The following is a 23,049-nucleotide window of genomic DNA, read 5'->3' on the forward strand; positions in this document are numbered from 1 at the left end:
AAAGGACCGTACATATTAGACATTTCTAAAATGTACGGTCCTAATCTTATATATTTTTTTATTAGTTATTTCACTATCAATTCCAAAACGGGATATTTTGAATAAATGAAACCGTCAAAATAAGTGTTGATGCGGAACCAGTAGTTAATAACATTACTATTTTTCGTCCATTCTGTTCTTTTGAAGGTTTTATAAGTTCTGTAATCAACACAATCCATATTATTATAGAAACTATAGAAATAATATTTATAGACATATGTAACACATCCCTTCGTGTTTTTACATAAACATTTCTTTTTTTATAAATCAAAAGCAGTGTAACAATAAAATATGTACAGCATTATAAATCAATATTTCCCTGTTAAACCACCTTTTTTAAATAGAAATACGACTGATAAAATAATAACAACAGCCTTCAAACTGCCCCAATATGGATAAATAGCATGATCTGTTAGATTAGCATGCTGAAAAATGTTCTCTAATCCAAAAATCCCAATAATGACCGCTAAAAGAAAAGCAGCTTTTCCAATAGTTGTATTACGATAGAGGGTAAATAAATATAGCGCAAATATAAGTGGTAAGATGATTTGTAGTAAAAGTGTCATAAGTAGCCCCCTAGTTTATTTATAATTACATTATATACAAAAATGTAATAAAAAGGAATGCTACTTATTTGATACTAATAAGATCACTCTAATCATACTCTTCTATTAAAAAGAATATAAAGGGGTGTAAAGTTAATTGACAAAAGTTAAGGTTCATTTACGACCCATTGTTCATAACATAAATTTACCGACTGTCATAAAAACAGCAATACTTCCAGGTGAATCAGTTGAAAGACTATTTATCGCAACCCAATTAGGAGAGGTTTTTTACATAGGAGATGGAGTCATAAAAACATTTTTAAATATTCGTCAACGTATTATTAAATTAGGTACATCTGAAGAAGGTGTTGCTAGTAGCGGCTATGATGAACGGGGATTGCTTGGACTTGCGTTTCATCCACAATTTTATCAAAACGGTTTATTTTATCTTCATTATTCAGTAGCTGGAACTCAAGGACCCGGTGCACTTTCTGAACAATTTAAATCGAATCCTTGTGACCCGAAAACTTTAAATTTAAAGTGGGTTAATAGAAATACGCAATATGATCATATTGATACAATTGAAGAATGGATTTTACAGTCAAACGGGCAACCTCAAAAACGTAGAACATTACTTCATATAAAACGCCCATTTTTTAATCATAATGGAGTAAATACTTTAAACTTTTCTCCAGAGACGGGGAAACTTGTATTTACAAATGGAGATGGTGGGTCGGGGTATGATCCGTTTAATTTAAGCCAAGATGATTTAGAAATAGCAGGTAAAATAATTGAAATCGATGTAAGTAGAGATACATTCATAAATAATCCTCCAGTAGTTACACGCTTTAATGAACTTCCTCTATCGATACAAGAAACACTTACAGTAATTGCGAAAGGCGTCCGTAATATAACCGGTATTTCATTCCAAAGGTTTTATAATCAATATATTAAATATGCAGGTAATGTCGGACAGGATATTGTAGAGTCTATTTTTTCATTTGTTCAATATAAACCAATTCCGGTTACCGAACTTATTAAAATGCATGTAATGAGGTTCACTTCTAATCAAGATGGATTTATTAATTTTGGTTGGAGAGGATGGGAAGGAGAATTACCTACTTCTTTTATACGGCACTGTGCTGATCATCCTACTTTAGATGAGAGAACAATGGTTTATTATGATGAAACAATAGAATTATCCGCAAAGCGTATGCAGCCACTCATTAGTTATTTTCATAAAGACCCGAGACCAGATAAGTTTGGAGGAACTTCACTTACAGGCGTTCAGCCATATATGGGAACTGCAATCCCAAATTTATATGGTAGCGTTGTATTTACTGATCTTGCTAAGAAAGAGGAATCTCGGCCGCCAGTTAAAGGTGTTTTAGCATATACTAGAGCCGGTATAGATGGTAAACATACTGACTTTCATGTTATTGAAACCAATTATGATTTTGGTACGCAAGCAGCTTATTATATGAGTTTAGGAACAAATTTGGATCAAACTAGGTTATATTTAGGAGTTTACGGTTCTATGAAAGTAACTGATTTTAACAAAGGTACCATATTTGAAATTATTCCTTAAAAAGATATACACTTATAGTTTATCCCCTAAAGGTCTTCTTTATAAACGTCTATTGTATTGTGATTAATAATAAGCAGAAAGCAAATCATAAACAACTAGTGTATGAATAATATAGAAAGTGATGAATGAGATATCTTTAGGGGGTATATTGATGAATCGGTTTGTACGTTATTGGTATCAACTTATGATAGAGAATGATGCGAACTTTGTTCATAAAAGAAAATTTTCCCTAGCAAATAAGCTAGTCATTACAGCTTTAATGAGTGCTTTAGCTACCATGTTTCAAGCAGCGGGGAATTTAATTCCTGGTATAGGGTTATTCATTAGTCCTTTTGCGACATTACCAATTTTTTTGGCTATTTGCTACTCTATTCGTGAGGGAGTACTTTCTTATATCCTTACTATTCTCTTATTATTTATTATTGAGCCAAGTGAACTAATTGTTTTCCCCTTTACTACAGGTTTATTAGGTATAGCTTTAGGGCTTTCCTTTATACAATTCAAGAGGAGAATTTGGGTTGTTTCCTTTTCTGCGATTTGTTTACTTATAGGAATTATGATAGTTCTCGATATTTTCCGTTTTCCCGTACTTGGTCCTACTATTCATACAACTATGGATATAAAATTTATTTCATCTATATTTATACTGAGCTTTCTATACTGCTGGATCTATGCAGGGCTTTGTAGCATATTGTTGAATAGAGTATATAAAGCATTGTTTTAACAATTGTATAGAATGGAGATTTAAAACATGCATAACGTTGCAATTAGGAGACCAAATTCGGATGATTTAGAGGAACTTCACTTGTTTTTCCGTATAGTTATTACGAATACATATAAAGACGAAGGATTATCACAACAATTGGATGACATAGAAAATGAAATTAACATGAAAAAGCAATATTTGAAAACAGATTTTGATAGTAACGGAGAAAAACGTTACTTTTTATTAGCAATTGACACAAATAACGATAAAATCATTGGAACAATTGAAGTTGGCCCAGCAAGTACATTGATTACTAGTTGTACAAATGGTGTACTTAAGGATTTGTATGAAATAGGAACTGTATTTATACTTCCGGATTATCAAAGAAAGGGTATCGGGAGTTTACTACTACATACAATGTTTCTTACGTTACTTAGCAGAGGAATAACAGAATTCTGTTTAGATAGTGGATACAGAAAAGCGCAAAGTATATGGACGAAGAAGTTTGGAGAGCCTAGTTATGTACTAAAAGATTATTGGGGAGAATCAAGTGATCATATGATTTGGAAGAAGAGTTTACACGATACACCTATAATATTTGAATTATAAAATGAAATATGCCTATGAACGTAGCTTTTCTTACATATGTATGCTATTATTTATCTTTATAATAAAAGAGGACGTGAATGAACTTGATTAAAATTAGTATCCCTGAAGTTGATGTTACAATTACTGAACGTAAACAAGTTATTAGAGGAGACGAGCCAAGAATTACGCCAATCAATGGTTTTATCGATTTCCACTTGTTCCCTAGAGATAAAGGCGGCATTTTTATGTTTTACAATATTAATGACGAACTACTTTTCGTAGGTAAAGCTCGTAAAATTAGACAACGTATTAAGAAGCATTTCGAAGACAATGTTTCACCAATTAAAAATCACCGTGATGAAGTATACCGCATTGATGCATGTATCGTAGAAGATCCAACAGAAAGAGAAATTTATGAAACATATATCATTAATGAATACAAAGCAAAATATAACGTTGATAAAGTATTCTATAAATAAGTAATAAAAAAAAACAATCCTAGTACATATACTGGGATTGTTTTTTATTTAAATTTATTCCTCATATTTTTCTCCTTTTTTTAAATGATTCGCAGCAATAAAGCAGCATACTCCTATACATATAAGTACAATTCCAATCGTTTTATGTTTTCCCAAAAAGAAAGGAATATCAGAAATAACATTTGTCATACATAACCCTACAAACACAAGGATCGGTCCTAGCCAAAGTAATACATTGCCGAATTTTGTGTGCTTCCACATAATAACCCTCCTCAATCCTCTTTACATATATATCCATAAAATAAAAGTAAATTCATAGAGAAATATAGTTTTTTTCATATCGAAAATTTAACCTTCATATATTGGTACAAGCAAACAAGAAAGGGGACCATCATGAATTGGTTAGAAGCTTTTATATTAGGGATTATACAAGGTTTAACAGAGTTTTTACCGATAAGTAGTACAGGTCATCTTTATTTAGGAAGACATTTGTTTCAATTAGATGAAGCAGGATTGTTTTTAGATACGATGCTGCATATTGGCACTTTACTTGCAGTGTTTATTTATTACAAAAAAGAATTTATATATTTAATCAAAAATCCATTTTCAAAACTAATGCTATTACTTATTGTCGGGACGATACCTGCGGTTGTAATTGGATTGTTATTTAAAGACTTTTTTGAGGATATTTCAAAAACAGGTATTACGATTGGTTGGGAGTTTTTAGTGACAGGGTTCTTTCTCTACATGGCAGATAAACAAAAGAATGGTCGTAAAAAAATGGACGACATTACATATAAAGATGCATTTATCATCGGTTCATTTCAAGCGGTTGCTATTTTCCCTGCAATTTCTCGTTCTGGTATGACAATCGTCGCTGCATTATGGAGAAAGTTAGACCGCGAAACCGCAGCTTACTTTTCTTTTTTATTATCAACACCAGCCATTGTCGGAGCAATCATTTTGCAATTTGTAGATGTTTTTCAAGGGAAAGCAGAATCTATTTCTAGTACATCTTTAATTGTTGGAACGTTATCAGCTGCGTTTTTCGGTTACATAGCTGTTTCGTGGATGATTCAGTATTTAAAACGTCACTCCTTAAAAGTATTCGCTTATTACGTCTGGGGATTAGGTATTTTAATTTTAACGTTACAAGTTACTCATGTGTTTTAATTATAATGATAAAGAAGTTAATGAGTTTAAGATCCTGTTTCATTCATATAAGGCAGGATTTCTTTTTATTAAGGGGGAAAACATGTTTAATAAGGCTATCGTTATTGGCGGAAGTATCGCGGGAAAGCTCGCAGCAAAAGCATTATCAACTGCTTTTAAAGAAGTAATCATTATAGAGGCCGGTGAAAAATGGGATGGAAAGTCCTCGAGAAAAAGAGTCCCACAAAGTAATCATCCTCATGTGTTATTAAAAGGTGGAGAAAAAGCCATTGAGGAATTGTTTCCTAATATTACGAATGAATTAATAGAAGCAGGTAGTGTCGTACATAACTTTACTCGTGATTTAAAATGGCATCAATTTGGTTTATGGAAACAGCCATTCAGAGGAGAAGTACATATGATTCAGCAAAGTCGTTCTATGCTCGAATCACATATTCAAAAACGCATTGAACAAATTTCAAATATTACTATTAAATATGAAACATTGGTTGAAGGGTTAGTAGTAAATGAAAAGCTTAATAAAGTGTGCGGAGTAAAAATGGAATGTTTAAATACAGGAAATCAAGAAGAAATTCATGCGGATATTATTGTTGATGCAAGTGGATTCGGTTCAAAAAGCATAGCGTGGTTACGAGAATACGAAATTGAAGTGCAAGAAGAGAAAGTACGTATTGATTTATTTTACGTAACGAGAATGTTTAAACTTAAAGAAAATGAGAAATTAGATTACTGTAATACACTAATGTCTCCAAGTTTCCCTGATAATCCGTATGGCGTTCTTATTCAAACGATTGAGGATCATCGTTATTTTGTTACTTTCAGTGGATATGCAAATGAAAAAGCACCACAAACAGATGGAGAATTTTATAATTTTGCTGAAAACTTATCAATCCCTCATGTTACAGATTTTCTTAACAAAGCTGTGGCAATTTCAGATATCAAAACGTATAAAATTCCTTATCAAGTACGTCGGAGATTTGATCTCACCACAAATATGCCAGAAGGATTATTAGTCGTTGGAGATGCACATTGTCGTTTCGACCCTGTTTTCGGTCAAGGTGTTTCAGTTGCCGCTATGGAAGCTCACCAGTTGCAATTACTTCTGCAAGGTAAAAAACAACTTGATAAAACATTTACACAACAATTTTATAAAAAGGCAGCTACTATAATAGAAACACCTTGGGATATGACAACAACGGAAATATCACGTCATCCTCAGCTAAAAAGAGAATTAACGATAAAGCAAAAATTTCAGCTATGGTATACGAAACAAATATATCAACTATCTGCAACTGATTCTGACGTTTATATTCGATTAGTAAAAGTGATGAATTTAATTCGTAGCCCATTTCACCTATTTCATCCAAAAGTGCTATTTGCTGTGTTACTGAAGCAAAAAAAATAGCAGGAAAATAGTTGATTAAAAAAGAATATATAACAGTTAGTAGATATAGAAGGGGTAATCGAGATGAAAATATACATAGAACAATTAAAGAAACACGATGCTAAAGATTTATTTACGTTTGAACTTACGAATAAGTCTTTTTTTGAAACAATGGTACCTAATCGTGGCTCGCAATATTTTGATTTTGAATATTTCCAAAAACTACTAGATGATTTATTAATAGAACAGGCGGATGGAGAATCTTATTTTTATTTAATTCGTAACGAAGAAAGTGAAATTGTAGGAAGAATAAATTTAGTAGATATAGATTCGGAAACTCGAATCAGTTCGTTAGGTTATCGGGTCGGAGAAAAGTTTACTAAAAAAGGAGTTGCAACAGCAGCCGTAAAATTAATTTTAGACGTAGCGAAAAATAATGAAATTAATGAGGTTCATGCTAAAACAACTACTAATAATCTTGCATCACAAATTGTATTAGAAAAAAGCGGGTTTTCTTCTTATCAAAACGAAGCAGATACAACATCTGTAGTATTAAATGGAGAACATGTGAATTTTGTACATTATATTTGGAGAAATACTTCGCGCTTATAATAAGGGGGACTTATTCATGAATGATTTACGTTATCCAATTGGGCAATTTACATATAAACGTCCTATAACGGAAGAAATGATTGATACATGGATTCAAGAAATTGAAGATTTACCTAATGAACTAACGAAGGCAATTAAAGATTTAGATCAGAAACAGTTAGACACACCGTACCGCGTTGGTGGATGGACAGTTCGTCAAGTAGTCCATCACGTTGTTGATAGCCATATGAATAGTTACATACGCTTTAAATTAGCACTAACAGAAAAGAATCCAACGATTAAACCATATAAAGAAGAAAAGTGGGCAGAATTACCTGATTCTAAATTACCAGTAGATGTTTCACTAGTAATGTTAGAGTCATTACATAAAAGATGGGTTAACCTTTTATATTCTTTAGAACTTGAAGATCTAGAAAAGACATTTAACCACCCAGAGACTGGTGAAACAAAACTTGCTGTTGCAATTGGACTATACGCATGGCACGGACGTCATCATACGGCTCATATAACTTCATTAAGAAAGCGACTAAATTGGTAGTAACGTGAAGATTACATTAGAGAAGGCGACAGAAAGTGATGCATCAGTTTTATTTCAAATGCAAATAGACTCATTTAGCCCTTTATTAAATAAATATAAAGACTATGAAACAAACCCAGCAAATGAATCTATTGAAAAAACTATTTTTAGAATAAATAATCCCAGCAGTAATTTTTATAAGATGATAATAGATTCGAAACTTGTTGGAGCGGTATGTATATCCCAAAAAGAACTACCTTATAAATTTTGGATTAGTCCGATGTTTATTCATCCAATCTATCAAGGGAAAAGAATCGCTCAGAAGGTACTAATTTTAATTGAAGGGATGTTTTCAAAAGCACAATGTTTTGAACTTGCTACGATTTTAGAAGAAGAAAGAAATTGTTTTCTATACGAAAAGATGGGATATAAAAGAACAGAAGAAACTAAGAAATTAAATGATAAAACTACACTTATTTATTACAAAAAAGAAAGGTAAAGCATTTGAAATACACTTTACCTTTTTCTGTTATTTGAGATTAAATATACAAAAATGATGTATATTCTTCCAAAATACTCGGGTTAGTAATTTTGAAATTGAATAAACATACAAAAAAGTGTTATTTGGTCGTATATGTTACTAACGCTTTTTGAATGCTTAAAACACTATCGTCACCTTTAAATTCTTTCGTAATTGGTGTACTCAAACTAGATACCCAAATTTTAAGTTCAGCATCTAAATCAAAATGCCCAGCTGTTTCAATGCTGAATTGTGTAATGCTTTTATAAGGGATAGAATGATACTCAGTTTTTTTACCTGATATCCCTTGTTTATCTACTAAAATAAGACGACGATTTGTGAATACGATTAAATCGCGAATTAATTTATAAGCATGTTCAACTTTCTCATCGTCTAACATAATCTTTTCTAAATCACGTTCTACACTTTCTGTACTCGTATTTGATGCATTTCCTAAAATACCGCTGAATAAACCCATAGGAAATTCCTCCTCCATTATTTGTGTAATGTGTTACTTATATTGTACCACGCTCTTGACTAAGAAATAATGACATTACTTTAGTAGTTTCTGGTTATTGTTGCAGCGCACTTATATCATCTTGTCTTAAAGTCTTGTACTAATATGTAAGTAAGAAAAAAGAAGCAGAGGGATATAGTATGAAGAATATTGGTTTAGTATTAGAAGGTGGAGGAATGAAAGGTTTATATACTGCAGGCGTACTCGAATATTTTATGGAAAAAAACTTATTTTTTCCTTATGTAGTTGGCGTATCCGCTGGAGCTTGTATGGGTGCAACTTATTTATCACGTCAAAAAGGGAGAAATAAAAAAGTAAATACAGAGCTAGTAGCAGATCATCGTTATATATCTTATCGAAATTTGATTCGAAAACGTGAATTATTTGGAATGGATTTTCTATTTGATGAAGTACCGAATAAAATTGTACCGTTTGATTTTCAAACTTTCTTAAACTCAAATGAACAGTTTGTTATAGGAACGACGGACTGCGAATCAGGACAAGCTATTTATTATAATAAAGCAGAACACGGAAATGATATTTTAAAAATCATTCGTGCATCTAGCTCAGTGCCGTTTATAGCGCCTGCTGTAGAATATGATAATCGAAAATTACTAGATGGAGGAATTATAGATCCTATACCAGTTTTAAAAGCTCAAACTGATGGTTATGAAAAGAACGTTGTAATTATGACAAAGCCAGAAGGATATGAGAAGCAGCGAAATAAATTTTCAGGGCTGGCTAAAATTTTATACAGGAAATATCCGAATATCGCAAAATCTTTAGTAGAACATTATTGTTTTTATAATGAGACGATATCTTATATGAATCAAAGAAAACAAAAAGACAACTTTTATGTCATTCAACCAAGTGTACAACTTCCTATAAGCAGTATAGAGAGAAATAAAGAAAAACTCGTTAATTTATATAATCTTGGGTATACAGATGCTCAATATCATTATGAAAACTTATTAAATTGGATAGAAAAATAAAGGGGTAAAAAGTTGAAGTTAGGAAAACAAATTATTTTTAAGGAATTGCAGAACATGCATAGTCCATTGCACAAGCCGTTTCCTTACCATGCTACAGCAAAATTGCAGCGAACTTTAAAAAGTAAATTTACCGAAGATGACTGTATAAACGCTGATTTTAACCATTATTGGATGCATACAGCAGCAACTTTAAATTCTGTACTAAATGAACAGAACATTACGTTTCAGCAAATCAAGTGGTTAAAGAAATCTTTTTTTGAGTGGTTTCCACAATATCGTTTTCTAGAAACAGAGATTATGAAGTATCCCATTTTGTATAGAGATTTCATGAATTATGAAAAGACCCGGAAGCTATTACTTTATTATCTTACTGAATAAAAATTTAAACATACAAGTCATGCTGCTTGTACGTTTTTTGTTCATAAAATATACAATATTTACAACTTGTCCATGTAGGTATTTTAACGAGAAAAAAGAAGTACATATAGAATATGTGCGAGGGAGGAGATAGAAGTTTGTTAGCTGTTTTCCTTTCAATTCATGTCCAACTCAAATATTTCGAGTAAAATTCGTTTCTTAATGGTATTATCAAATATCAGGAAAACTAATTTAGAAATGAAGAAGGGACAGGTTTAAAATGGAAAACGTATCAAATGTAGATAAAGTAGAATCAATACAGTCTTTACAGTCAACAATCCGTAAACTTGAAAATGCACTCTCTCAGATGACTCAAAAAGGTGCAAATACTACATTAGTGAAAAAACGACTTAAAGCTGTTTGCATAGGGTTAGTAGTGCTAGAAAACGTTTGGAATCAAGAAAGTCATCAGTATAGCCAAGAAGAGTTAGCAGACGCTCGTAACGTCCTTGCTGGTTTACTTCCATCAATTGAGAGAGCCTATGATAAGTCTAAAGCTGGTAGTCCGCAAAGAACACTTTTAACAAGAAGAATAAAAGCGTTGGAACTTTCTATTCAGGCAATTGATCATTTTTCTAATAAATAACGTCTCTAAACACATAAAACACATAATTTACGACTGCTTTAATATAGGAAGTGCAGTATAGCAGTCGTTTTCCTTCAAACCATTATCCATCCGGAAAAATTGAAACATATTCATTTCATAGTACGATTTTAAATAACACACGTAAAATTCATATTTATACGCCTCATGATTATTCTCACACTTCACATCTTCAAGAACTTCTCATTGTATTTGATGGGAATTCATTCATTAATGACCTTTCAATCACAAAAACACTTAATTATTTAATTTACGAAAAAGAAATCTCATCGTGTATTGCTGTTGCTATAGATCCTGTTGATCGATTAGAAGAGCTAACTTATAACGATAAAATGAACGCATTTTTAACGAAGGAATTACTTCTGTGGATTCAGGCTAAGTATCGTATGCATAAAGAAGCGAAACATACAACAATTGCAGGTTTCAGTCTTGGTGGCCTAGTAGCTTTTTATGCAGCACTTCAAAATCCGCATATTTTCGGGAATGTGTTGTCAATGTCTGGATCTGTACATTGGAAAAAGATGGTTATGAAAATCAAATTCCTTGGATTGAAAATCAAATTTCATCAATAGATTCTAATACGACTCATCTCTATTCTTACATAGCAGTAGGTGAACTTGAAAACGAACCTCTTTTAACGGCCAATAGGCGCCTATATAAAGCTTTAAAAGAAAATAGATACCAAAACCACTTATGAAGAGTTCCAAGGCGGACATGACGGTATTTGGTGGCGAGAAAATTTGTTTGACGGGTTGAAAGCTTTAAAACTTACAAAAAACACACTATAAAATAAAAAGGAGAGAGAATCTATGAATCAAGAAGAACTAGATAAGAAACTAAAAAAGCAAGAGATTTTAGTAAAAGATGAGAAAGTTTGGTCCTATACGTATGAGGATCATATTAGTTCTATCATTAAAGAAGCAGAAAAGAAAGGGTCTTTTGATAATATGCCTGGTAAAGGGAAACCTCTAAATCTAGATAAAGACCTTTCGTACAATCCTGAAAAGCAACTGTATAGAACGTTAAAGAATAATCATGTTTTACCAAGGTGGATTGAGCTTTCAAAAGAAATTGATGATTTAAAAGAAAAGCTAAAAGAAAATACAAATACTGCAGAAGCAGCGAATTTAATTCGAACTATTAATAAAAAGGTTTTAGAACATAATTTACTTTGTCCACCAAGTGCGCAAAAAACGAGGGTGAAAACGGACTTTTAACAATTTTTCATGAAGCTATCTCTTGCTATATAATTAAGTAAGGCATTTTTAATTCATTATGAAAGGGAGGCAAATGTAATGAAGAATACGTATCAACTTCAAATTCCGAAAGAACTAGAGCAGTATCGTACTATTTTAGAAGAAAGTGTAAAACCGTATATTAAAGTGTCTGGAACATTAGCAGAGACAACGCTTTTTGAGAGTAAGTTTGGTGGATATCCGTATTTACCTATAGATCAAGAGCACCCTAAAGATTCAAATGGACAACCTATGATGTTACTTGCTCAGCTAAACTTTGAAGAAATGCCGCATGTTGAATATATGCCTCAAGAGGGAATGTTACAGTTTTTCGTAAGTGCTGCTGATGAGCTTTACGGAGCAGATTTTGATCAGCCAACAACTCAAAAAGACTTTCGAATTATTTATCATTCTACAATTATAGAAGACTTAAATAAGGTTATTACTGATTTTAGTTATTTACACACTTTAGAATTAGAGGACTTTATTATACCTGAAGCAGCGAAATTAAAGTTTGAATTGGATTATCAACCCGTAACGTCAGGGGATTATCGATTCGAAAAGATTTTTAGTGAAGATATTGACTGGGAAGAAATTGTTGATGAAGAAAATAATACAGAATTAGGCGAACTGTATGATGATTTATGTAAAGATCAAGGACATAAAATTGGTGGATATCCATTTTTCACACAGACAGATCCGAGAGAATGGGAAGAAAAATACCAACAGCATGACATCTTATTACTGCAAATCGATACAGATGATTCATTAAATATTATGTGGGGAGATTCTGGTGTTGCAAATTTCTTTATAAAAAAAGAAGACTTGTTAAATCTAGATTTTTCCAACGTTATTTACAATTGGGATTGTTATTAAAAATATATAAATAAAATACTAGCAAGTTAAAAAATCTTCCTGAAGGTAAGGGAGATTTTTTTATGTTAAAAATAAACGTTATGTTAACTAGAATACAAAAAATGGGTATAACAAAAGTCAAGTGTAAATAACAGAAATAACAATAAATAATGTGAAGTTGTAAAACGTGTGTAAACAGCAATAAATTCATACAGTAAAACATAAAATATAATTATTAATTTATGTTTTGTTTAGAAATGATTTTTTTGTATAAAAATTTCTCGCTGATCAAAAATGATTTTAATTCGTTTAATCTAAATCGATTATTGATTCAGATTTGCTGCGATTGATTGTATAGCAAAATAAACGGTAAAAACTGTAGAAATCCGTTTAAATAAGATTTTATGTAAATCTCACTAAAAATCTCTGTTTCGTCTCATTAAGTATAGTTTACTTGGTTTTTGATACCTGATATTGCTTTGTTTCTGTAACTGCCTATAATATATATTATGTTAACTGGATAAAAGTAATAAACTTATTATATGTTAGTTTATATTGTTACGCTTCCCTTTTCATCGGATTCATTCTGTGTAATCGATTGTGTGCTTATTTGTTGTTGTTTTATGAGTTGTTGATGATAATGTCTCCAGATATAAATTATATTTAAGACAATAAAAAATACAATTCGTTTTAAATGAACACATTAAACGAATTGCATGGATATGATTCATAATAAGTTTTTAAAATTAGTTTGCTACAGCAATTGCTTCGATTTCAATTAATAAGTTATTGTTAATTAACTTTCTAACTTCGACAGCTGAACTTGCTGGTGGATTATTAGTGTCAATGTATCGATCTCGAATATCTCTAACAACGGCCATTTGAGAAATGTCTGTTAAGAAAAATGTTAATTTTACTACATCATTGAAATTTAAGTCTGACGCTTCTAATGCGATTTTAATATTTTCAAATACTTGTCGTGTTTGTGTAGCTAAATCATTACTTCCAACAATTTGGCCGTCTATATTAATTACTACTTGTCCAGATATGTAAATCGTTCGTTTAGCGTTACTAACTTCCACTACATGTGAGTATCCAAAAGTTGGTGGCATCGTTTCTGGATTGATAAATTTCTTTTGCATGGCTCTTCTCCTCTTTAAATATCTTGTTTTCTTTATATTAGATTTTAAATTCAGATTATCCCTTATTTACTATAATAATTATTTACCGTTCAGCTGCTACATTTGTAAAAGTATATTAGCACTTTAATTTAAAGTTATTGATGGATTATGTACGTTTGATTTTTTGGGGTGCTTGTTATAATTACACCTTGTTTTATTAATTCTTCAGTTACTTTTGTATAGAAAAAGTGATACCACCAGATAAAAAACTCTTCATAAGTAATTTCTTTTGAGTATCTACTGCTGGCAAAGTATTGTTTTAAAGGTTTATCGTTTTCGTTGAATAATAAGACTAAATCTTCACTGATTGTGTTTGCAATTTCGTTAAGTATAAATAAGTCTGTTGATTTAAATACAGGGATAACAGGTTGTGAATTTTGATATAAGCCTAATTTTTCGTAAACTACGTTTAAATGTAAGTCTTTTTGTCTATCTGCTGCTACGAAACCTTTTACTAATTGTTTTTTCTTATAATTAATATCGGTACTATTGTTTTGAAAATATTCTTTAAATGTTTCGTTATCTGCTGTTATTAAATTTAATGTTGAATATCGAGAATTTCCATAAAGACCAATTTGAACTTCTCCTAAATCTAAATACGTATTACCATACATCCCGAAAGCCTCTATATCTGTTAGTTCTTGTTCTTGAATAGCATAATAATATCGTTTCTTATTTCTTAAAGGTCGTTTCTTTTTTAAATAGGTTTCTTCAATGTAATTTATTTGTCCAAAATCTAATAACACACCACTATACAATAAAAGACTATAAGATTCTCTAGATAAATGATTAAACGTGTCGATTCTCTTTGAAATATCTTCAATATGACTTGAATAGTTTTCAAAGATCCTAAGTGTTGGTTTAATTAGAGGTTCACAAAGGTTATAAAGCTTTTCTCCTTCACAAGCTGTTATAATCATACACGTTGGATAGTACCTCCCTCCTGTTTGTTTCAATAGCCCCTCTACTTCTAATGAATTAATGCGCTCTTCAAATTCCTCATTCGTCCAACCTAGCACCATTTTCACAATATTTGACTCAAAACCAAGATGAACCAATACAAGTAAATATTGAAGTTTCGTTCCTTTTATTTTTATAGATGGCGAATTATCTCCAGATGAAATCATTTTAGTTTCATAAGCTGTATGTAATATATTCTCCGGACTATTATTAGTGGGCATTTCATATTCCCTCCCTTACGAGTAAATTCATTGTAAAATCTATGTATTTACTAAGTTCTATAAACGAAAGTAAGTATCCTCTAATCTCAAATTAAAAACCTTAGCATAGATATAGCTGAGTTATTTCAGATTTTGATAGTTTACATTTTGATTTCTTTTTTCTCTCTATTTGCACTTACATCCTCTCCTTTCTTTTACTAATTAGAGATATATTTTCTTCTTTAACACACAACGAAACGTATGTTCTTTGTTGCTTTTAAGAATGAATTTACTAAATTAAAACAATTTACATTTACTTAATATTGATTTTATCTGCCGCTAAATAACACTCATTTTATATATATGATTAATGAATTTGACGAATTTATGAAATGTACTTTATTTAAGATGAAAGATAAAATGATATAGTTTACACTACAAATAACTACAATAACAACATACGTATATTTATAGGTTTAATGACTGATTACTTTAAAATGAAAACAAAGTTGCGTCCTATAAAGAATTTACCTATTGTTTTATCAGATAAAAACAATAAGTCTTTAGAGAGTATTACATGGTTTGGCCATTCTGCTTCTCTTTTAAAAATAGAAGGTAAAACATTGTTATTAGACCCGATGTTTGGAGATGCCTCTTCCCCGTTTCCAGTGTTTAATAGTAAACGTTATAGTGGTTCTTTTTCTTTAGAACGTGAAGACCTGCAAGAAATTGATGCAATTATCATTTCTCATAATCACTATGATCATTTAAATTATAAAAGTATTATGCAATTAAAAGATCGTGTAAAGCATTTCTATGTTCCAACTGGAGTTGCACAATATCTTATTAAATGGGGTGTTTCACCTAGTAAAATTAGTGAGCATAATTGGTGGGATGAAATTATGCTTGATACTATTAAGTTAGTATGTGCCCCTGCAAGGCATTTCTCTGGACGAGGTATGACAGATAGAGATTGTTCGTTATGGTGTTCATGGGCTATCCTTGGTCAAGAAACTAAAGTTTTCTTTAGTGGTGATAGCGGTTATGCGCCTCACTTTAAGGAGATTGGTAATAAATACGGTCCATTCGATCTTACGTTAATGGAATGCGGGCAATATGATCCAAGGTGGTCTGCTATTCATATGTTGCCTGAAGAAACAGTACAAGCTCATATTGATGTAAAAGGAGAATTACTTCTTCCGATTCATTGGGGTGCTTTTACATTAGCATTACACGAATGGAGTGACCCGATAGAACGTGTTACGAAAGAAGCTAACCGTTTAGGAGTTAAAATTACAACACCTCAAATTGGCGAATCTATTACGTTAAAATCTACAGACTATCCTAGGTATGCTTGGTGGCAAAAAGTCTAATTATAATAAAAAGCGAATCTGTCTTATATAAAGGATTCGCTTTTTACTTATTGATTATAATGTATCGTTGACAAACTGATTAAACTTGTCTATTTCTTCAACGAATGGATTATGATTACTTTCTTCAAATTTAGTTAATGTTGCGTTCGGGATCAAATTTGCTATTTCACGAGAAAATATGTAGGGACATTGTGCATCATGCTTACCACAGTATATAAAACTTGGGATTTTTACGAATTTAAGTTTCTGACGAACATCATAATCTTTATATTCAACTTGTCTAAAATAATTTAGCCGATTGCCAACTGTCTTTCCGCTATTCGGCAGTTTTAATGCCTCTTCAAGCTTTTCTTCAGAATAAAAAGACATAAGTGCCCACTCTCTACTTAATGCTTTTCTTTCTTCTTGTACTGTACTATCATCATTTAATGCATTCATAATTGATACGATTCTATTAAATTTTACATTTTTACTACAGTATATACTATCTTTATGAGATGCATATTCCTTGCTCGCCGCTGCGCCACCAACAATTATTTTCGTTAAACTTTCTTGTGCTTCAGTCGCATATACAAGAGCTAACATCCCTCCTGTCGAATGACCAGCAAACCCCCATTTATTAATATATAAAGCTTCTCGAATCGCTTCTAAATCTTTAATCGTTTCGGTCATACTATATTCAGAATCATTTTTTGCCGAATCTGAATTGCCACACCCCTTTAAGTTAACTAAATATACGCTATAATGGTCAGTAAATGGGTTTGCAAAAGTATTTCCATTATCGTTATACTCGCTATACATATGTGTAACGCATAAAGGCGGACCTTCTCCCTTCACAAAATACTCAAAATTGCCTCTAGTAGTTTTGACAATATTTGTTTTCCACATATTGAATCTCCTGTCTAAAATTTTTTATCTGCTTTTTAGTTTTTTGGTACACTGGGCATTTCATTTTCTTCATTACACTCATCCCCATTTGAATTTTCTCCTTAGATACTCTTCGAATTATTTGAGTTATAATTATTTTGCTGTATATTGTAGATTACAATTCCTGCTTTTTACAATTGAATTATATTATTTATAGAACTTTCCTGTTTAGCCAATTTTTCATTCCTATAATCTATTAATTTATGATTAGATAAAACAAAATTGTGCTCTAATATGAATTCATTGTAGAGCACTTCAACTAAAAATTTAGGTATCATCTCTCCTACGCCGTAATTATAGTCACTAAGAATCCAAGAAACCTCTTTCCAATCTAAAATTCCTTCTGATACTTTTTTTGGAGTTTGATATGTAAATTCATTCATTAGCTCTATTAGATAAAGATACATGCCGCCAGAATATGAAGAATCTTTCCACTTAATAATGCCTTTAAATTGAATTTGGTCATACGTAACTTTTATATTAGTCTCTTCCTTTATTTCACGAATCGCATTTTCTAAAGGTGTTTCGCCCTTTTCTATCTTTCCTCCTACACCATTCCATAATCCTTTTACCGGATCATATTCTCTATTTAACATAAGTATCTCTTCATTTCTTTTTATAAAACATAAAGTGTGCTTGTACATAACGTGATTCCTTCCTCCGTTTTTAATAAGCTCTTACTGGAGATATAAGATGGATTGCTGCAGATTGTGTCCCTGCTTCAATTAATATCGGTCTCATAGAACCGCTGAAACTTAAAGTAACCGTTTCTTCTTTTATTGCCCTTAAAGCATCCAACATAAATCGTCCATCGAAAGATATATGTAATTGTTTTTCACCGTGAATTGCATCTACTTGTTGTGTTTCATATATTTTTCCAATCTGAGAAGCATTAGAAGAAACTTTAATTGTAGATTCGTTTACAATTTCTAAGTTAACATTGTTATTTGCCCATTCACTTGCTAATAAACTTGATCGATCTACACCTTGTAACATTCTTTGTCTATCTACGTTAATGACTGTTTGAAATTCATTTGGAATTAAACTAGATATATTAGGATATTTCCCTTCGATTAGTCTTGAATATAAAGTAGTTGTGCCGAATGTAAAAATAATGTGGCTTTCTGATAGATAAATAGAAACGAATTCTAAATTGCTGTTCATTAATTTTAAAAGTTCATTAATGGTTGCACTTGGTACAATACAATTCGCTTTCATATTAGTAGAAATTTGTGTTTCACGTATAGCTAGTCTATGAGAGTCAGTTGCAGCGCATATTAATTTATTGTAGTCTAACTCGATATGCACTCCGGTAAGAACGGGTCTAGATTCATTTTTCGCTACTGCAAAGACTGTTTGTTTAAACGCATCAATCAATTGTTTTGTTTCTATTTGTATTTCTGCATGATCCTCTATTTGTGGTACGTTAGGAAATTCACTCGCTGGAAAGCCATTTAAGTTTAATGTGATTTCTTCTGATTGTATGGTAATTGTTTGCTCATTCTTACTTCTTATTACTATATCGCTTGGCATTTTCTTTATAATTTCAATGAAGTATTTTGCAGGTACAACAATTGTCCCTGCTTGTAAGGTAGTCGTAATTTGTTCGTCATCCATGGAACTAGGGATGAATTTTTCGATGAAAATATTTGAATTACTTGCGATTAAAGTAATTCCAGATTGATTTGCAGTTATTTTTATACCGGATAGTATAGGAATTATAGCTTTTGTCGATATGGCTTTACTTACTTCTGAAAGTGCTTGAGTGAAATGTTTATGATTAACGATAAACTCCATTTTTTCCCCGCCTTATATGAAATGATATTTTTATGTTGCTTGATGAATGATTGTTCCATTAAAAATGTAAGGTACTGTTTCTTTCTTTTGTAAAATGTCTAGTAAATGTTCTGATATACGCAAATACGGTGCTGCTATATGAAGTTCCATCCAAGTAATCTCTTCGATTTCTTTTGTTCTTGATATATATGTCTCTCCGCCGATTATTTCGCCTAAAAAATTAAAGAAAATTGCATGATGTCCTCTCTCTTCAAAAAAAGCTTCGCTAATGTAACAAATACCATTTACAGTTATATGTAGACCGGTTTCTTCTTTCACTTCCCGAATTACTGCCTCTTCTAACGTTTCTCCCAATTTAACCGCGCCACCTGGTAGTGTGTAATAAGAACCATTCTTCCCTTTGTTTTTTACCATTAAGATCTTTTCGTTTGTTTTATCGTATAAAAGTGCATATGTAACATTTACTTTCTTCATCTAAGTCCACCTCTAATAATGGGAATTTTCTATCTTTGTTACATTCTACCATTTATTCGTTTTAAAATATAAAAAAGTTAATTGAGTATTTCATTTATCTGCTCTTAGCAAAGTTAACGTGAAAAAAGAGCCCTAGTAGGAGGACCCTTTTGTAGAATTAAGCTATTTTTCGATGTAGCTGCTTTATTTCCTTTTTCTTATCTGCTTTTGGTGGACGAATTAATATCGAAATAACGAAGGAAATAACGCTTAAAATACCGATTATAATAAAGGTCGGCTGAAATCCACCGAATAATGCTCCGATGAATGATCCTGCAAGCGCACCAAATCCGAACCCTTGGTATACAATCCCGTAATTTGTACTATGGTTTTTTAAACCGAAGTAATCCCCAACAATGGCTGGGAATATTGTAATATTACCACCAAAGCAAAAGGCTACGCTGGCTACACAAGCAAAATAAATCCCGTAATTTAATGGAATGAAACTTAATGTAAAGACTGACAATCCAATAATAATAAACGTTGCAGAGACAATTTTCATTCGGCCAATTTTATCTGATAGCGTTCCAAGAATGATTCTACCTACTGTATTAAAGATTGCAATCATTGCGACGGCATTAGCAGCAGTTGCAGCGCTAAGTCCAACGAGCTGTACCCCAATATCTTTTACCATACTGATTAAATATAGACCACCCATACACGACGTAAATAGCATAAAAAACAAAAGATATACTTGTTTCGTTCGCATCATTTCACGAGGCGTATAATCATTGTGTAATGTCTCAGTTACAGTATTACTTACTATTGCTTCATGTAAGAAGAACGATCCGATTAATACTAAAAGTAAAACGATGATACCCCAATATAAAAATGCTTGTGATACACCAAGGCTATCGATCAGACTTCCGTTTATATATCTAAAGATTAAGCTACCCATTCCATATGCAGAAACAGATATACCAGAAATAAGTCCTTTTCGATTTGGAAACCATTTAATTAAATTAGATAATGATGTGATATAAGCAGTTCCATCTGCATAACCAACTACTACACCAGCTAATAAATAAAGTAATGGTAAGGAAGAAACTTGTGAACTAAGTATTAAACCGAGTCCCAGCACAATCCCTGCAGTAGCGATGAGTTTTCGAAGCCCTAATTTTTGCTGTAACTTTCCTGCAAATAATGTTGAAAATGATAAAGAGAAGCTTGTAATGGAGAAAGTTATCGCAACGGCATTAAGGTTCCATCCAAACTTACTAACAAGGGGCTGATTAAATAAACTCCATGTGTAAATTGTTCCAAGGCCAATTTGAACAATGATTGTACCTAGAACAATTAGTAACGGATTTATAGAGGTTTGTTTCATACTAACTGTCCCCTTCTTTTATCGTGACATGAATTTTCACAGTTAGTATAACCATCATAAAAAAGCAAGATACTGCATGAAAAATGGAAATTGAATTCATGTACACAAAAAGACACTCCATAATGAAGTGTCTTTTTGCAGGTTATATTAGATTTACTTAAAGAAAGCTTTGTTAAGATAAGACATTTTCAAATGCTTATGTATATAGAGTACCAAAAGTTTTCAATCATGTGATGGGACTTAAGGTGTATTTTTGATTCATCATATGGTCGGATAAACGAAAAATTAATATTCAATTTCATCAAAATCTTTCGGCTGCGGTACCGTTTGCATATTAGCTGCATCTTTCGGATCGCTATAAATTGCATTTTGCTCTGTATTTACATCTTTAATGTTTTGCTTTTTGTTTTTATTCATTTTATCTTTCACTTTCTCTCACTCCTTTTCATTATAGGAGTAATTATGCCCTATTACCGTTACGAAATGTATCCGCGACTAAATTGCTGAATTCACGTAAATAATATAAATAATTATCACCGTCGTAGTTATATCTTTTATTATACATTTTTGCAACAACTACATTATATTCAGGTATTATTAATATAGTTGGCCCCGTAATTCCTAATATTTGATATGATCCTTTTGGTACGCGTTCACCAAGTTCACTCAACTGTGCAATTACAGCATGAAAGAAAAGTGCAAAATAATTTTCACACCTTTCTTTCATGTAAAATAGTTTTGATATTCTATACCTAAATGATCCACCAGTTCCAGCAATTAAAGCAACCGAAACATCCTGCACAACCTACGCATCCACCACATCTGCCGCCACAACCACCGCAGCGTCCGCATCCACCGCACCGACGTACATCGCCTTGGATGTAATAATATGGATATTGATTTTGTTGTTGATCCCAATAAACAACATTACCAGTTTGAAAATCATTAAGGTTTAATGATTGTAGTTCTTGTTGAAACTGATTCATTACGAAACCCTCCATTTATAAAAATAAATTCCGTCCAGATGTTAAAGTTCATCTATTTTTGCAAATAAAGTAGAAACAAGACTATAGACTAAATACGTACATCAACAAAATATGAACTTACTCTAGGTGATGTACCTTGTTTTTTAGCCTATTTTCTTACTTTCTTTTTTGGCAGACGGATTTACTATTGATAGAGGCGTTTAAAAATTGCTAATCCAACAGTTTAGTAGTTCATCACTTAATTTTCTTTCTAGTAACTCTTTAACTGAAGGTACTGGCATGATTTTATAAGTATGTAAAGCATCTTGATTATAATCAATCCAGTGAAACGCTAAATGAGATTCTTTAGATTTTGGTATGAAATCAATATGTAACTCTTGTGAATCTATCTCAAAAATATGATTGATTTCATGGTGAAGAACTTCTTGATCTTGCCATTGGTTTTCTATGACTCCTAAAAATTGTTTTATACTACAATTTACTCCGAGTTCTTCTTGTAGTTCTCTTATTAATGCATTTTCAGCTGATTCGCCAACTTCAACATGACCACCTGGTAAAAAATAATGATGGCCAATATATTCAGCTACTAACAATTTTTTATCCTTAATCATAACAGCTCGTACAATATGATGAAATTTATTTTTCAATTGCTATTCCTCCCATTCATTTACTTTATATTTGATTAAAATAGTCATTTAATATAGGAATAATATAAATCATAGGTGTTTCATACGGATGAATTTTGTTAATGACTTCAAGTGCATCCTTTACAAGATCCCGTTTGCACTTTATTTCAATTTTACATTCTTGGCCTTCACAAATCTGACCAATTTCCCCGTTAAAAGGCGATGCGTCTTTTAATGGTCTCCAGTATCCTTTCACAGAACTATAGGACAGACAATGATCATATTCTCCCGTTTTACAAGCACCAATTTTATTTAACTCATTCCTCAACATTTCAATGTATTCTTCAGGGATAAATACTTCAATTTTCACTTCAGTAAATTGCATAAT

The 23,049-nt window shown here is 31.8% G+C and carries 29 protein-coding genes and 3 pseudogenes; 16 read left to right on the forward strand and 16 right to left on the reverse strand.

Annotated features, from left to right (window positions below; all coding sequences use genetic code 11):
• Positions 1–76: 76 nt before the first annotated feature.
• The gene (locus tag MR083_RS03225; protein WP_242268512.1) at positions 77–256 is read right to left on the reverse strand and encodes a hypothetical protein; all 180 of its coding nucleotides are present in this window, start codon (positions 254–256) and stop codon (positions 77–79) included.
• Between the two features lie 91 nt (positions 257–347).
• The gene (locus MR083_RS03230) at positions 348–605 is read right to left on the reverse strand and encodes a hypothetical protein (RefSeq protein ID WP_000173557.1); all 258 of its coding nucleotides are present in this window, start codon (positions 603–605) and stop codon (positions 348–350) included.
• 136 nt (positions 606–741) lie between these two features.
• Between MR083_RS03230 and MR083_RS03235 the strand changes: the two genes are divergently transcribed.
• The 4 genes from MR083_RS03235 (at position 742) to MR083_RS03250 (ending at position 3,945) form a co-directional block, all read left to right on the forward strand.
• Positions 742–2,172: a PQQ-dependent sugar dehydrogenase gene (locus MR083_RS03235; RefSeq protein ID WP_242268514.1), complete on the forward strand. Its 1,431-nt coding sequence runs from the start codon at positions 742–744 to the stop codon at positions 2,170–2,172.
• Between the two features lie 151 nt (positions 2,173–2,323).
• Entirely contained in the window at positions 2,324–2,896 is a 573-nt protein-coding gene (locus tag MR083_RS03240; protein ID WP_242268515.1) for a YybS family protein, read from the forward strand.
• A gap of 27 nt (positions 2,897–2,923) precedes the next feature.
• A complete protein-coding gene (locus tag MR083_RS03245) occupies positions 2,924–3,487 on the forward strand; it encodes a GNAT family N-acetyltransferase (protein ID WP_242268517.1) in 564 nt (187 codons plus the stop codon).
• Positions 3,488–3,564: 77 nt separating this feature from the next.
• Complete coding sequence (locus MR083_RS03250; RefSeq protein WP_001048949.1) at positions 3,565–3,945, forward strand: nucleotide excision repair endonuclease; 381 nt, start codon at positions 3,565–3,567, stop codon at positions 3,943–3,945.
• Between the two features lie 54 nt (positions 3,946–3,999).
• On the opposite strand, the gene MR083_RS03255 is transcribed toward MR083_RS03250, so the two are convergent.
• Positions 4,000–4,206: a hypothetical protein gene (locus MR083_RS03255; RefSeq protein ID WP_242268519.1), complete on the reverse strand. Its 207-nt coding sequence runs from the start codon at positions 4,204–4,206 to the stop codon at positions 4,000–4,002.
• A 132-nt stretch (positions 4,207–4,338) separates the two neighbouring features.
• Here MR083_RS03255 and MR083_RS03260 point away from each other — a divergent pair, with 132 nt between their 5' ends.
• The 5 genes and pseudogenes from MR083_RS03260 to MR083_RS03280 all read left to right on the forward strand — a co-directional run.
• Positions 4,339–5,118 carry an undecaprenyl-diphosphate phosphatase gene (locus MR083_RS03260; protein WP_242268521.1) on the forward strand — a complete coding sequence of 260 codons (780 nt, stop codon included), beginning with the start codon at positions 4,339–4,341 and terminating at the stop codon, positions 5,116–5,118.
• Between the two features lie 82 nt (positions 5,119–5,200).
• Positions 5,201–6,523 carry an FAD-dependent oxidoreductase gene (locus MR083_RS03265; RefSeq protein ID WP_242268523.1) on the forward strand — a complete coding sequence of 441 codons (1,323 nt, stop codon included), beginning with the start codon at positions 5,201–5,203 and terminating at the stop codon, positions 6,521–6,523.
• Positions 6,524–6,586: 63 nt separating this feature from the next.
• On the forward strand, positions 6,587–7,114 hold the full coding sequence (locus MR083_RS03270) for a GNAT family N-acetyltransferase (protein ID WP_208735767.1): 528 nt from the start codon (positions 6,587–6,589) through the stop codon (positions 7,112–7,114).
• Positions 7,115–7,130: 16 nt separating this feature from the next.
• Positions 7,131–7,652: a YfiT family bacillithiol transferase gene (locus tag MR083_RS03275; RefSeq protein ID WP_000999078.1), complete on the forward strand. Its 522-nt coding sequence runs from the start codon at positions 7,131–7,133 to the stop codon at positions 7,650–7,652.
• Between the two features lie 4 nt (positions 7,653–7,656).
• Positions 7,657–8,130, forward strand: a pseudogene (locus MR083_RS03280) (GNAT family N-acetyltransferase); the annotation flags it as partial.
• 121 nt (positions 8,131–8,251) lie between these two features.
• Here MR083_RS03280 and MR083_RS03285 read toward each other — a convergent pair.
• Positions 8,252–8,629, reverse strand: coding sequence for a PH domain-containing protein (locus tag MR083_RS03285; RefSeq protein WP_000522480.1), 378 nt, complete (start codon positions 8,627–8,629; stop codon positions 8,252–8,254).
• A gap of 179 nt (positions 8,630–8,808) precedes the next feature.
• On the opposite strand from MR083_RS03285, the gene MR083_RS03290 reads away from it, so the two are divergent.
• From MR083_RS03290 to MR083_RS03315, 6 genes and pseudogenes are all read left to right on the forward strand, one after another.
• Positions 8,809–9,660 (forward strand): patatin-like phospholipase family protein, encoded by an 852-nt coding sequence (locus MR083_RS03290; protein ID WP_242268525.1) that lies wholly within the window; start codon positions 8,809–8,811, stop codon positions 9,658–9,660.
• 12 nt (positions 9,661–9,672) lie between these two features.
• Positions 9,673–10,038, forward strand: a complete 366-nt coding sequence (locus tag MR083_RS03295; protein ID WP_242268527.1) for a YxiJ-like family protein — start codon at positions 9,673–9,675, stop codon at positions 10,036–10,038.
• Between the two features lie 259 nt (positions 10,039–10,297).
• The gene (locus MR083_RS03300) at positions 10,298–10,663 is read left to right on the forward strand and encodes a hypothetical protein (RefSeq protein ID WP_016717624.1); all 366 of its coding nucleotides are present in this window, start codon (positions 10,298–10,300) and stop codon (positions 10,661–10,663) included.
• A gap of 47 nt (positions 10,664–10,710) precedes the next feature.
• Positions 10,711–11,469: pseudogene (locus MR083_RS03305) on the forward strand (alpha/beta hydrolase); the annotation flags it as partial.
• A 21-nt stretch (positions 11,470–11,490) separates the two neighbouring features.
• Positions 11,491–11,898, forward strand: a complete 408-nt coding sequence (locus tag MR083_RS03310; RefSeq protein WP_001070913.1) for a DnaJ family domain-containing protein — start codon at positions 11,491–11,493, stop codon at positions 11,896–11,898.
• Positions 11,899–11,976: 78 nt separating this feature from the next.
• On the forward strand, positions 11,977–12,792 hold the full coding sequence (locus tag MR083_RS03315) for a YwqG family protein (RefSeq protein WP_061529226.1): 816 nt from the start codon (positions 11,977–11,979) through the stop codon (positions 12,790–12,792).
• A 725-nt stretch (positions 12,793–13,517) separates the two neighbouring features.
• Here MR083_RS03315 and MR083_RS03320 read toward each other — a convergent pair.
• Both MR083_RS03320 and MR083_RS03325 read right to left on the reverse strand, forming a co-directional pair.
• On the reverse strand, positions 13,518–13,913 hold the full coding sequence (locus MR083_RS03320; protein WP_242268528.1) for a RidA family protein: 396 nt from the start codon (positions 13,911–13,913) through the stop codon (positions 13,518–13,520).
• A 134-nt stretch (positions 13,914–14,047) separates the two neighbouring features.
• Positions 14,048–15,133 (reverse strand): hypothetical protein, encoded by a 1,086-nt coding sequence (locus tag MR083_RS03325; protein ID WP_242268530.1) that lies wholly within the window; start codon positions 15,131–15,133, stop codon positions 14,048–14,050.
• A gap of 404 nt (positions 15,134–15,537) precedes the next feature.
• On the opposite strand from MR083_RS03325, the gene MR083_RS03330 reads away from it, so the two are divergent.
• A complete protein-coding gene (locus MR083_RS03330; protein ID WP_242268572.1) occupies positions 15,538–16,485 on the forward strand; it encodes an MBL fold metallo-hydrolase in 948 nt (315 codons plus the stop codon).
• Between the two features lie 54 nt (positions 16,486–16,539).
• On the opposite strand, the gene MR083_RS03335 is transcribed toward MR083_RS03330, so the two are convergent.
• The 10 genes and pseudogenes from MR083_RS03335 to cutA form a co-directional block, all read right to left on the reverse strand.
• Positions 16,540–17,373, reverse strand: coding sequence for an alpha/beta fold hydrolase (locus MR083_RS03335; protein ID WP_000266022.1), 834 nt, complete (start codon positions 17,371–17,373; stop codon positions 16,540–16,542).
• A gap of 170 nt (positions 17,374–17,543) precedes the next feature.
• Complete coding sequence (locus MR083_RS03340) at positions 17,544–18,056, reverse strand: NUDIX hydrolase (RefSeq protein ID WP_000276527.1); 513 nt, start codon at positions 18,054–18,056, stop codon at positions 17,544–17,546.
• Positions 18,057–18,078: 22 nt separating this feature from the next.
• Positions 18,079–19,209: a DNA polymerase III subunit beta gene (gene dnaN / locus MR083_RS03345; RefSeq protein WP_242268532.1), complete on the reverse strand. Its 1,131-nt coding sequence runs from the start codon at positions 19,207–19,209 to the stop codon at positions 18,079–18,081.
• A gap of 30 nt (positions 19,210–19,239) precedes the next feature.
• Positions 19,240–19,683, reverse strand: coding sequence for an NUDIX hydrolase (locus tag MR083_RS03350; protein WP_046647262.1), 444 nt, complete (start codon positions 19,681–19,683; stop codon positions 19,240–19,242).
• A 157-nt stretch (positions 19,684–19,840) separates the two neighbouring features.
• Positions 19,841–21,049, reverse strand: a complete 1,209-nt coding sequence (locus MR083_RS03355) for an L-lactate MFS transporter (protein WP_242268534.1) — start codon at positions 21,047–21,049, stop codon at positions 19,841–19,843.
• A 285-nt stretch (positions 21,050–21,334) separates the two neighbouring features.
• A complete protein-coding gene (locus MR083_RS03360; RefSeq protein ID WP_000653369.1) occupies positions 21,335–21,478 on the reverse strand; it encodes a hypothetical protein in 144 nt (47 codons plus the stop codon).
• A 31-nt stretch (positions 21,479–21,509) separates the two neighbouring features.
• Positions 21,510–21,728 (reverse strand): annotated as a pseudogene (locus MR083_RS03365) (hypothetical protein); the annotation flags it as partial.
• Positions 21,729–21,801: 73 nt separating this feature from the next.
• Positions 21,802–22,035 (reverse strand): heterocycloanthracin/sonorensin family bacteriocin, encoded by a 234-nt coding sequence (locus MR083_RS03370; RefSeq protein ID WP_242268536.1) that lies wholly within the window; start codon positions 22,033–22,035, stop codon positions 21,802–21,804.
• 200 nt (positions 22,036–22,235) lie between these two features.
• Entirely contained in the window at positions 22,236–22,682 is a 447-nt protein-coding gene (locus MR083_RS03375) for an NUDIX domain-containing protein (protein WP_242268538.1), read from the reverse strand.
• A 25-nt stretch (positions 22,683–22,707) separates the two neighbouring features.
• On the reverse strand, positions 22,708–23,046 hold the full coding sequence (gene cutA / locus MR083_RS03380; protein ID WP_016717611.1) for a divalent cation tolerance protein CutA: 339 nt from the start codon (positions 23,044–23,046) through the stop codon (positions 22,708–22,710).
• Between the last annotated feature and the right edge of the window lie 3 nt (positions 23,047–23,049).

Source organism: Bacillus cereus group sp. BfR-BA-01408, from assembly GCF_022663305.1.
GTDB lineage: Bacteria > Bacillota > Bacilli > Bacillales > Bacillaceae_G > Bacillus_A > Bacillus_A pacificus.

What these genes read in the sequence shown, in the direction of transcription:
- MR083_RS03265 (WP_242268523.1), top strand. Translation starts at nt 5,201, where the DNA reads ATGTTTAATAAGGCTATCGTTATTGGCGGAAGTATCGCGGGAAAGCTC.
- MR083_RS03255 (WP_242268519.1), bottom strand. Translation starts at nt 4,206, where the DNA reads ATGTGGAAGCACACAAAATTCGGCAATGTATTACTTTGGCTAGGACCG.
- MR083_RS03325 (WP_242268530.1), bottom strand. Translation starts at nt 15,133, where the DNA reads ATGCCCACTAATAATAGTCCGGAGAATATATTACATACAGCTTATGAA.
- MR083_RS03260 (WP_242268521.1), top strand. Translation starts at nt 4,339, where the DNA reads ATGAATTGGTTAGAAGCTTTTATATTAGGGATTATACAAGGTTTAACA.
- MR083_RS03240 (WP_242268515.1), top strand. Translation starts at nt 2,324, where the DNA reads ATGAATCGGTTTGTACGTTATTGGTATCAACTTATGATAGAGAATGAT.
- MR083_RS03270 (WP_208735767.1), top strand. Translation starts at nt 6,587, where the DNA reads ATGAAAATATACATAGAACAATTAAAGAAACACGATGCTAAAGATTTA.
- MR083_RS03340 (WP_000276527.1), bottom strand. Translation starts at nt 18,056, where the DNA reads ATGTACAAGCACACTTTATGTTTTATAAAAAGAAATGAAGAGATACTT.
- MR083_RS03355 (WP_242268534.1), bottom strand. Translation starts at nt 21,049, where the DNA reads ATGAAACAAACCTCTATAAATCCGTTACTAATTGTTCTAGGTACAATC.
- dnaN (WP_242268532.1), bottom strand. Translation starts at nt 19,209, where the DNA reads ATGGAGTTTATCGTTAATCATAAACATTTCACTCAAGCACTTTCAGAA.
- MR083_RS03310 (WP_001070913.1), top strand. Translation starts at nt 11,491, where the DNA reads ATGAATCAAGAAGAACTAGATAAGAAACTAAAAAAGCAAGAGATTTTA.
- MR083_RS03350 (WP_046647262.1), bottom strand. Translation starts at nt 19,683, where the DNA reads ATGAAGAAAGTAAATGTTACATATGCACTTTTATACGATAAAACAAAC.
- MR083_RS03230 (WP_000173557.1), bottom strand. Translation starts at nt 605, where the DNA reads ATGACACTTTTACTACAAATCATCTTACCACTTATATTTGCGCTATAT.
- MR083_RS03285 (WP_000522480.1), bottom strand. Translation starts at nt 8,629, where the DNA reads ATGGGTTTATTCAGCGGTATTTTAGGAAATGCATCAAATACGAGTACA.
- MR083_RS03370 (WP_242268536.1), bottom strand. Translation starts at nt 22,035, where the DNA reads ATGAATCAGTTTCAACAAGAACTACAATCATTAAACCTTAATGATTTT.
- MR083_RS03250 (WP_001048949.1), top strand. Translation starts at nt 3,565, where the DNA reads ATGAACTTGATTAAAATTAGTATCCCTGAAGTTGATGTTACAATTACT.
- MR083_RS03315 (WP_061529226.1), top strand. Translation starts at nt 11,977, where the DNA reads ATGAAGAATACGTATCAACTTCAAATTCCGAAAGAACTAGAGCAGTAT.
- MR083_RS03290 (WP_242268525.1), top strand. Translation starts at nt 8,809, where the DNA reads ATGAAGAATATTGGTTTAGTATTAGAAGGTGGAGGAATGAAAGGTTTA.
- MR083_RS03225 (WP_242268512.1), bottom strand. Translation starts at nt 256, where the DNA reads ATGTCTATAAATATTATTTCTATAGTTTCTATAATAATATGGATTGTG.
- MR083_RS03320 (WP_242268528.1), bottom strand. Translation starts at nt 13,913, where the DNA reads ATGCAAAAGAAATTTATCAATCCAGAAACGATGCCACCAACTTTTGGA.
- MR083_RS03245 (WP_242268517.1), top strand. Translation starts at nt 2,924, where the DNA reads ATGCATAACGTTGCAATTAGGAGACCAAATTCGGATGATTTAGAGGAA.
- MR083_RS03300 (WP_016717624.1), top strand. Translation starts at nt 10,298, where the DNA reads ATGGAAAACGTATCAAATGTAGATAAAGTAGAATCAATACAGTCTTTA.
- MR083_RS03275 (WP_000999078.1), top strand. Translation starts at nt 7,131, where the DNA reads ATGAATGATTTACGTTATCCAATTGGGCAATTTACATATAAACGTCCT.
- MR083_RS03335 (WP_000266022.1), bottom strand. Translation starts at nt 17,373, where the DNA reads ATGTGGAAAACAAATATTGTCAAAACTACTAGAGGCAATTTTGAGTAT.
- cutA (WP_016717611.1), bottom strand. Translation starts at nt 23,046, where the DNA reads ATGCAATTTACTGAAGTGAAAATTGAAGTATTTATCCCTGAAGAATAC.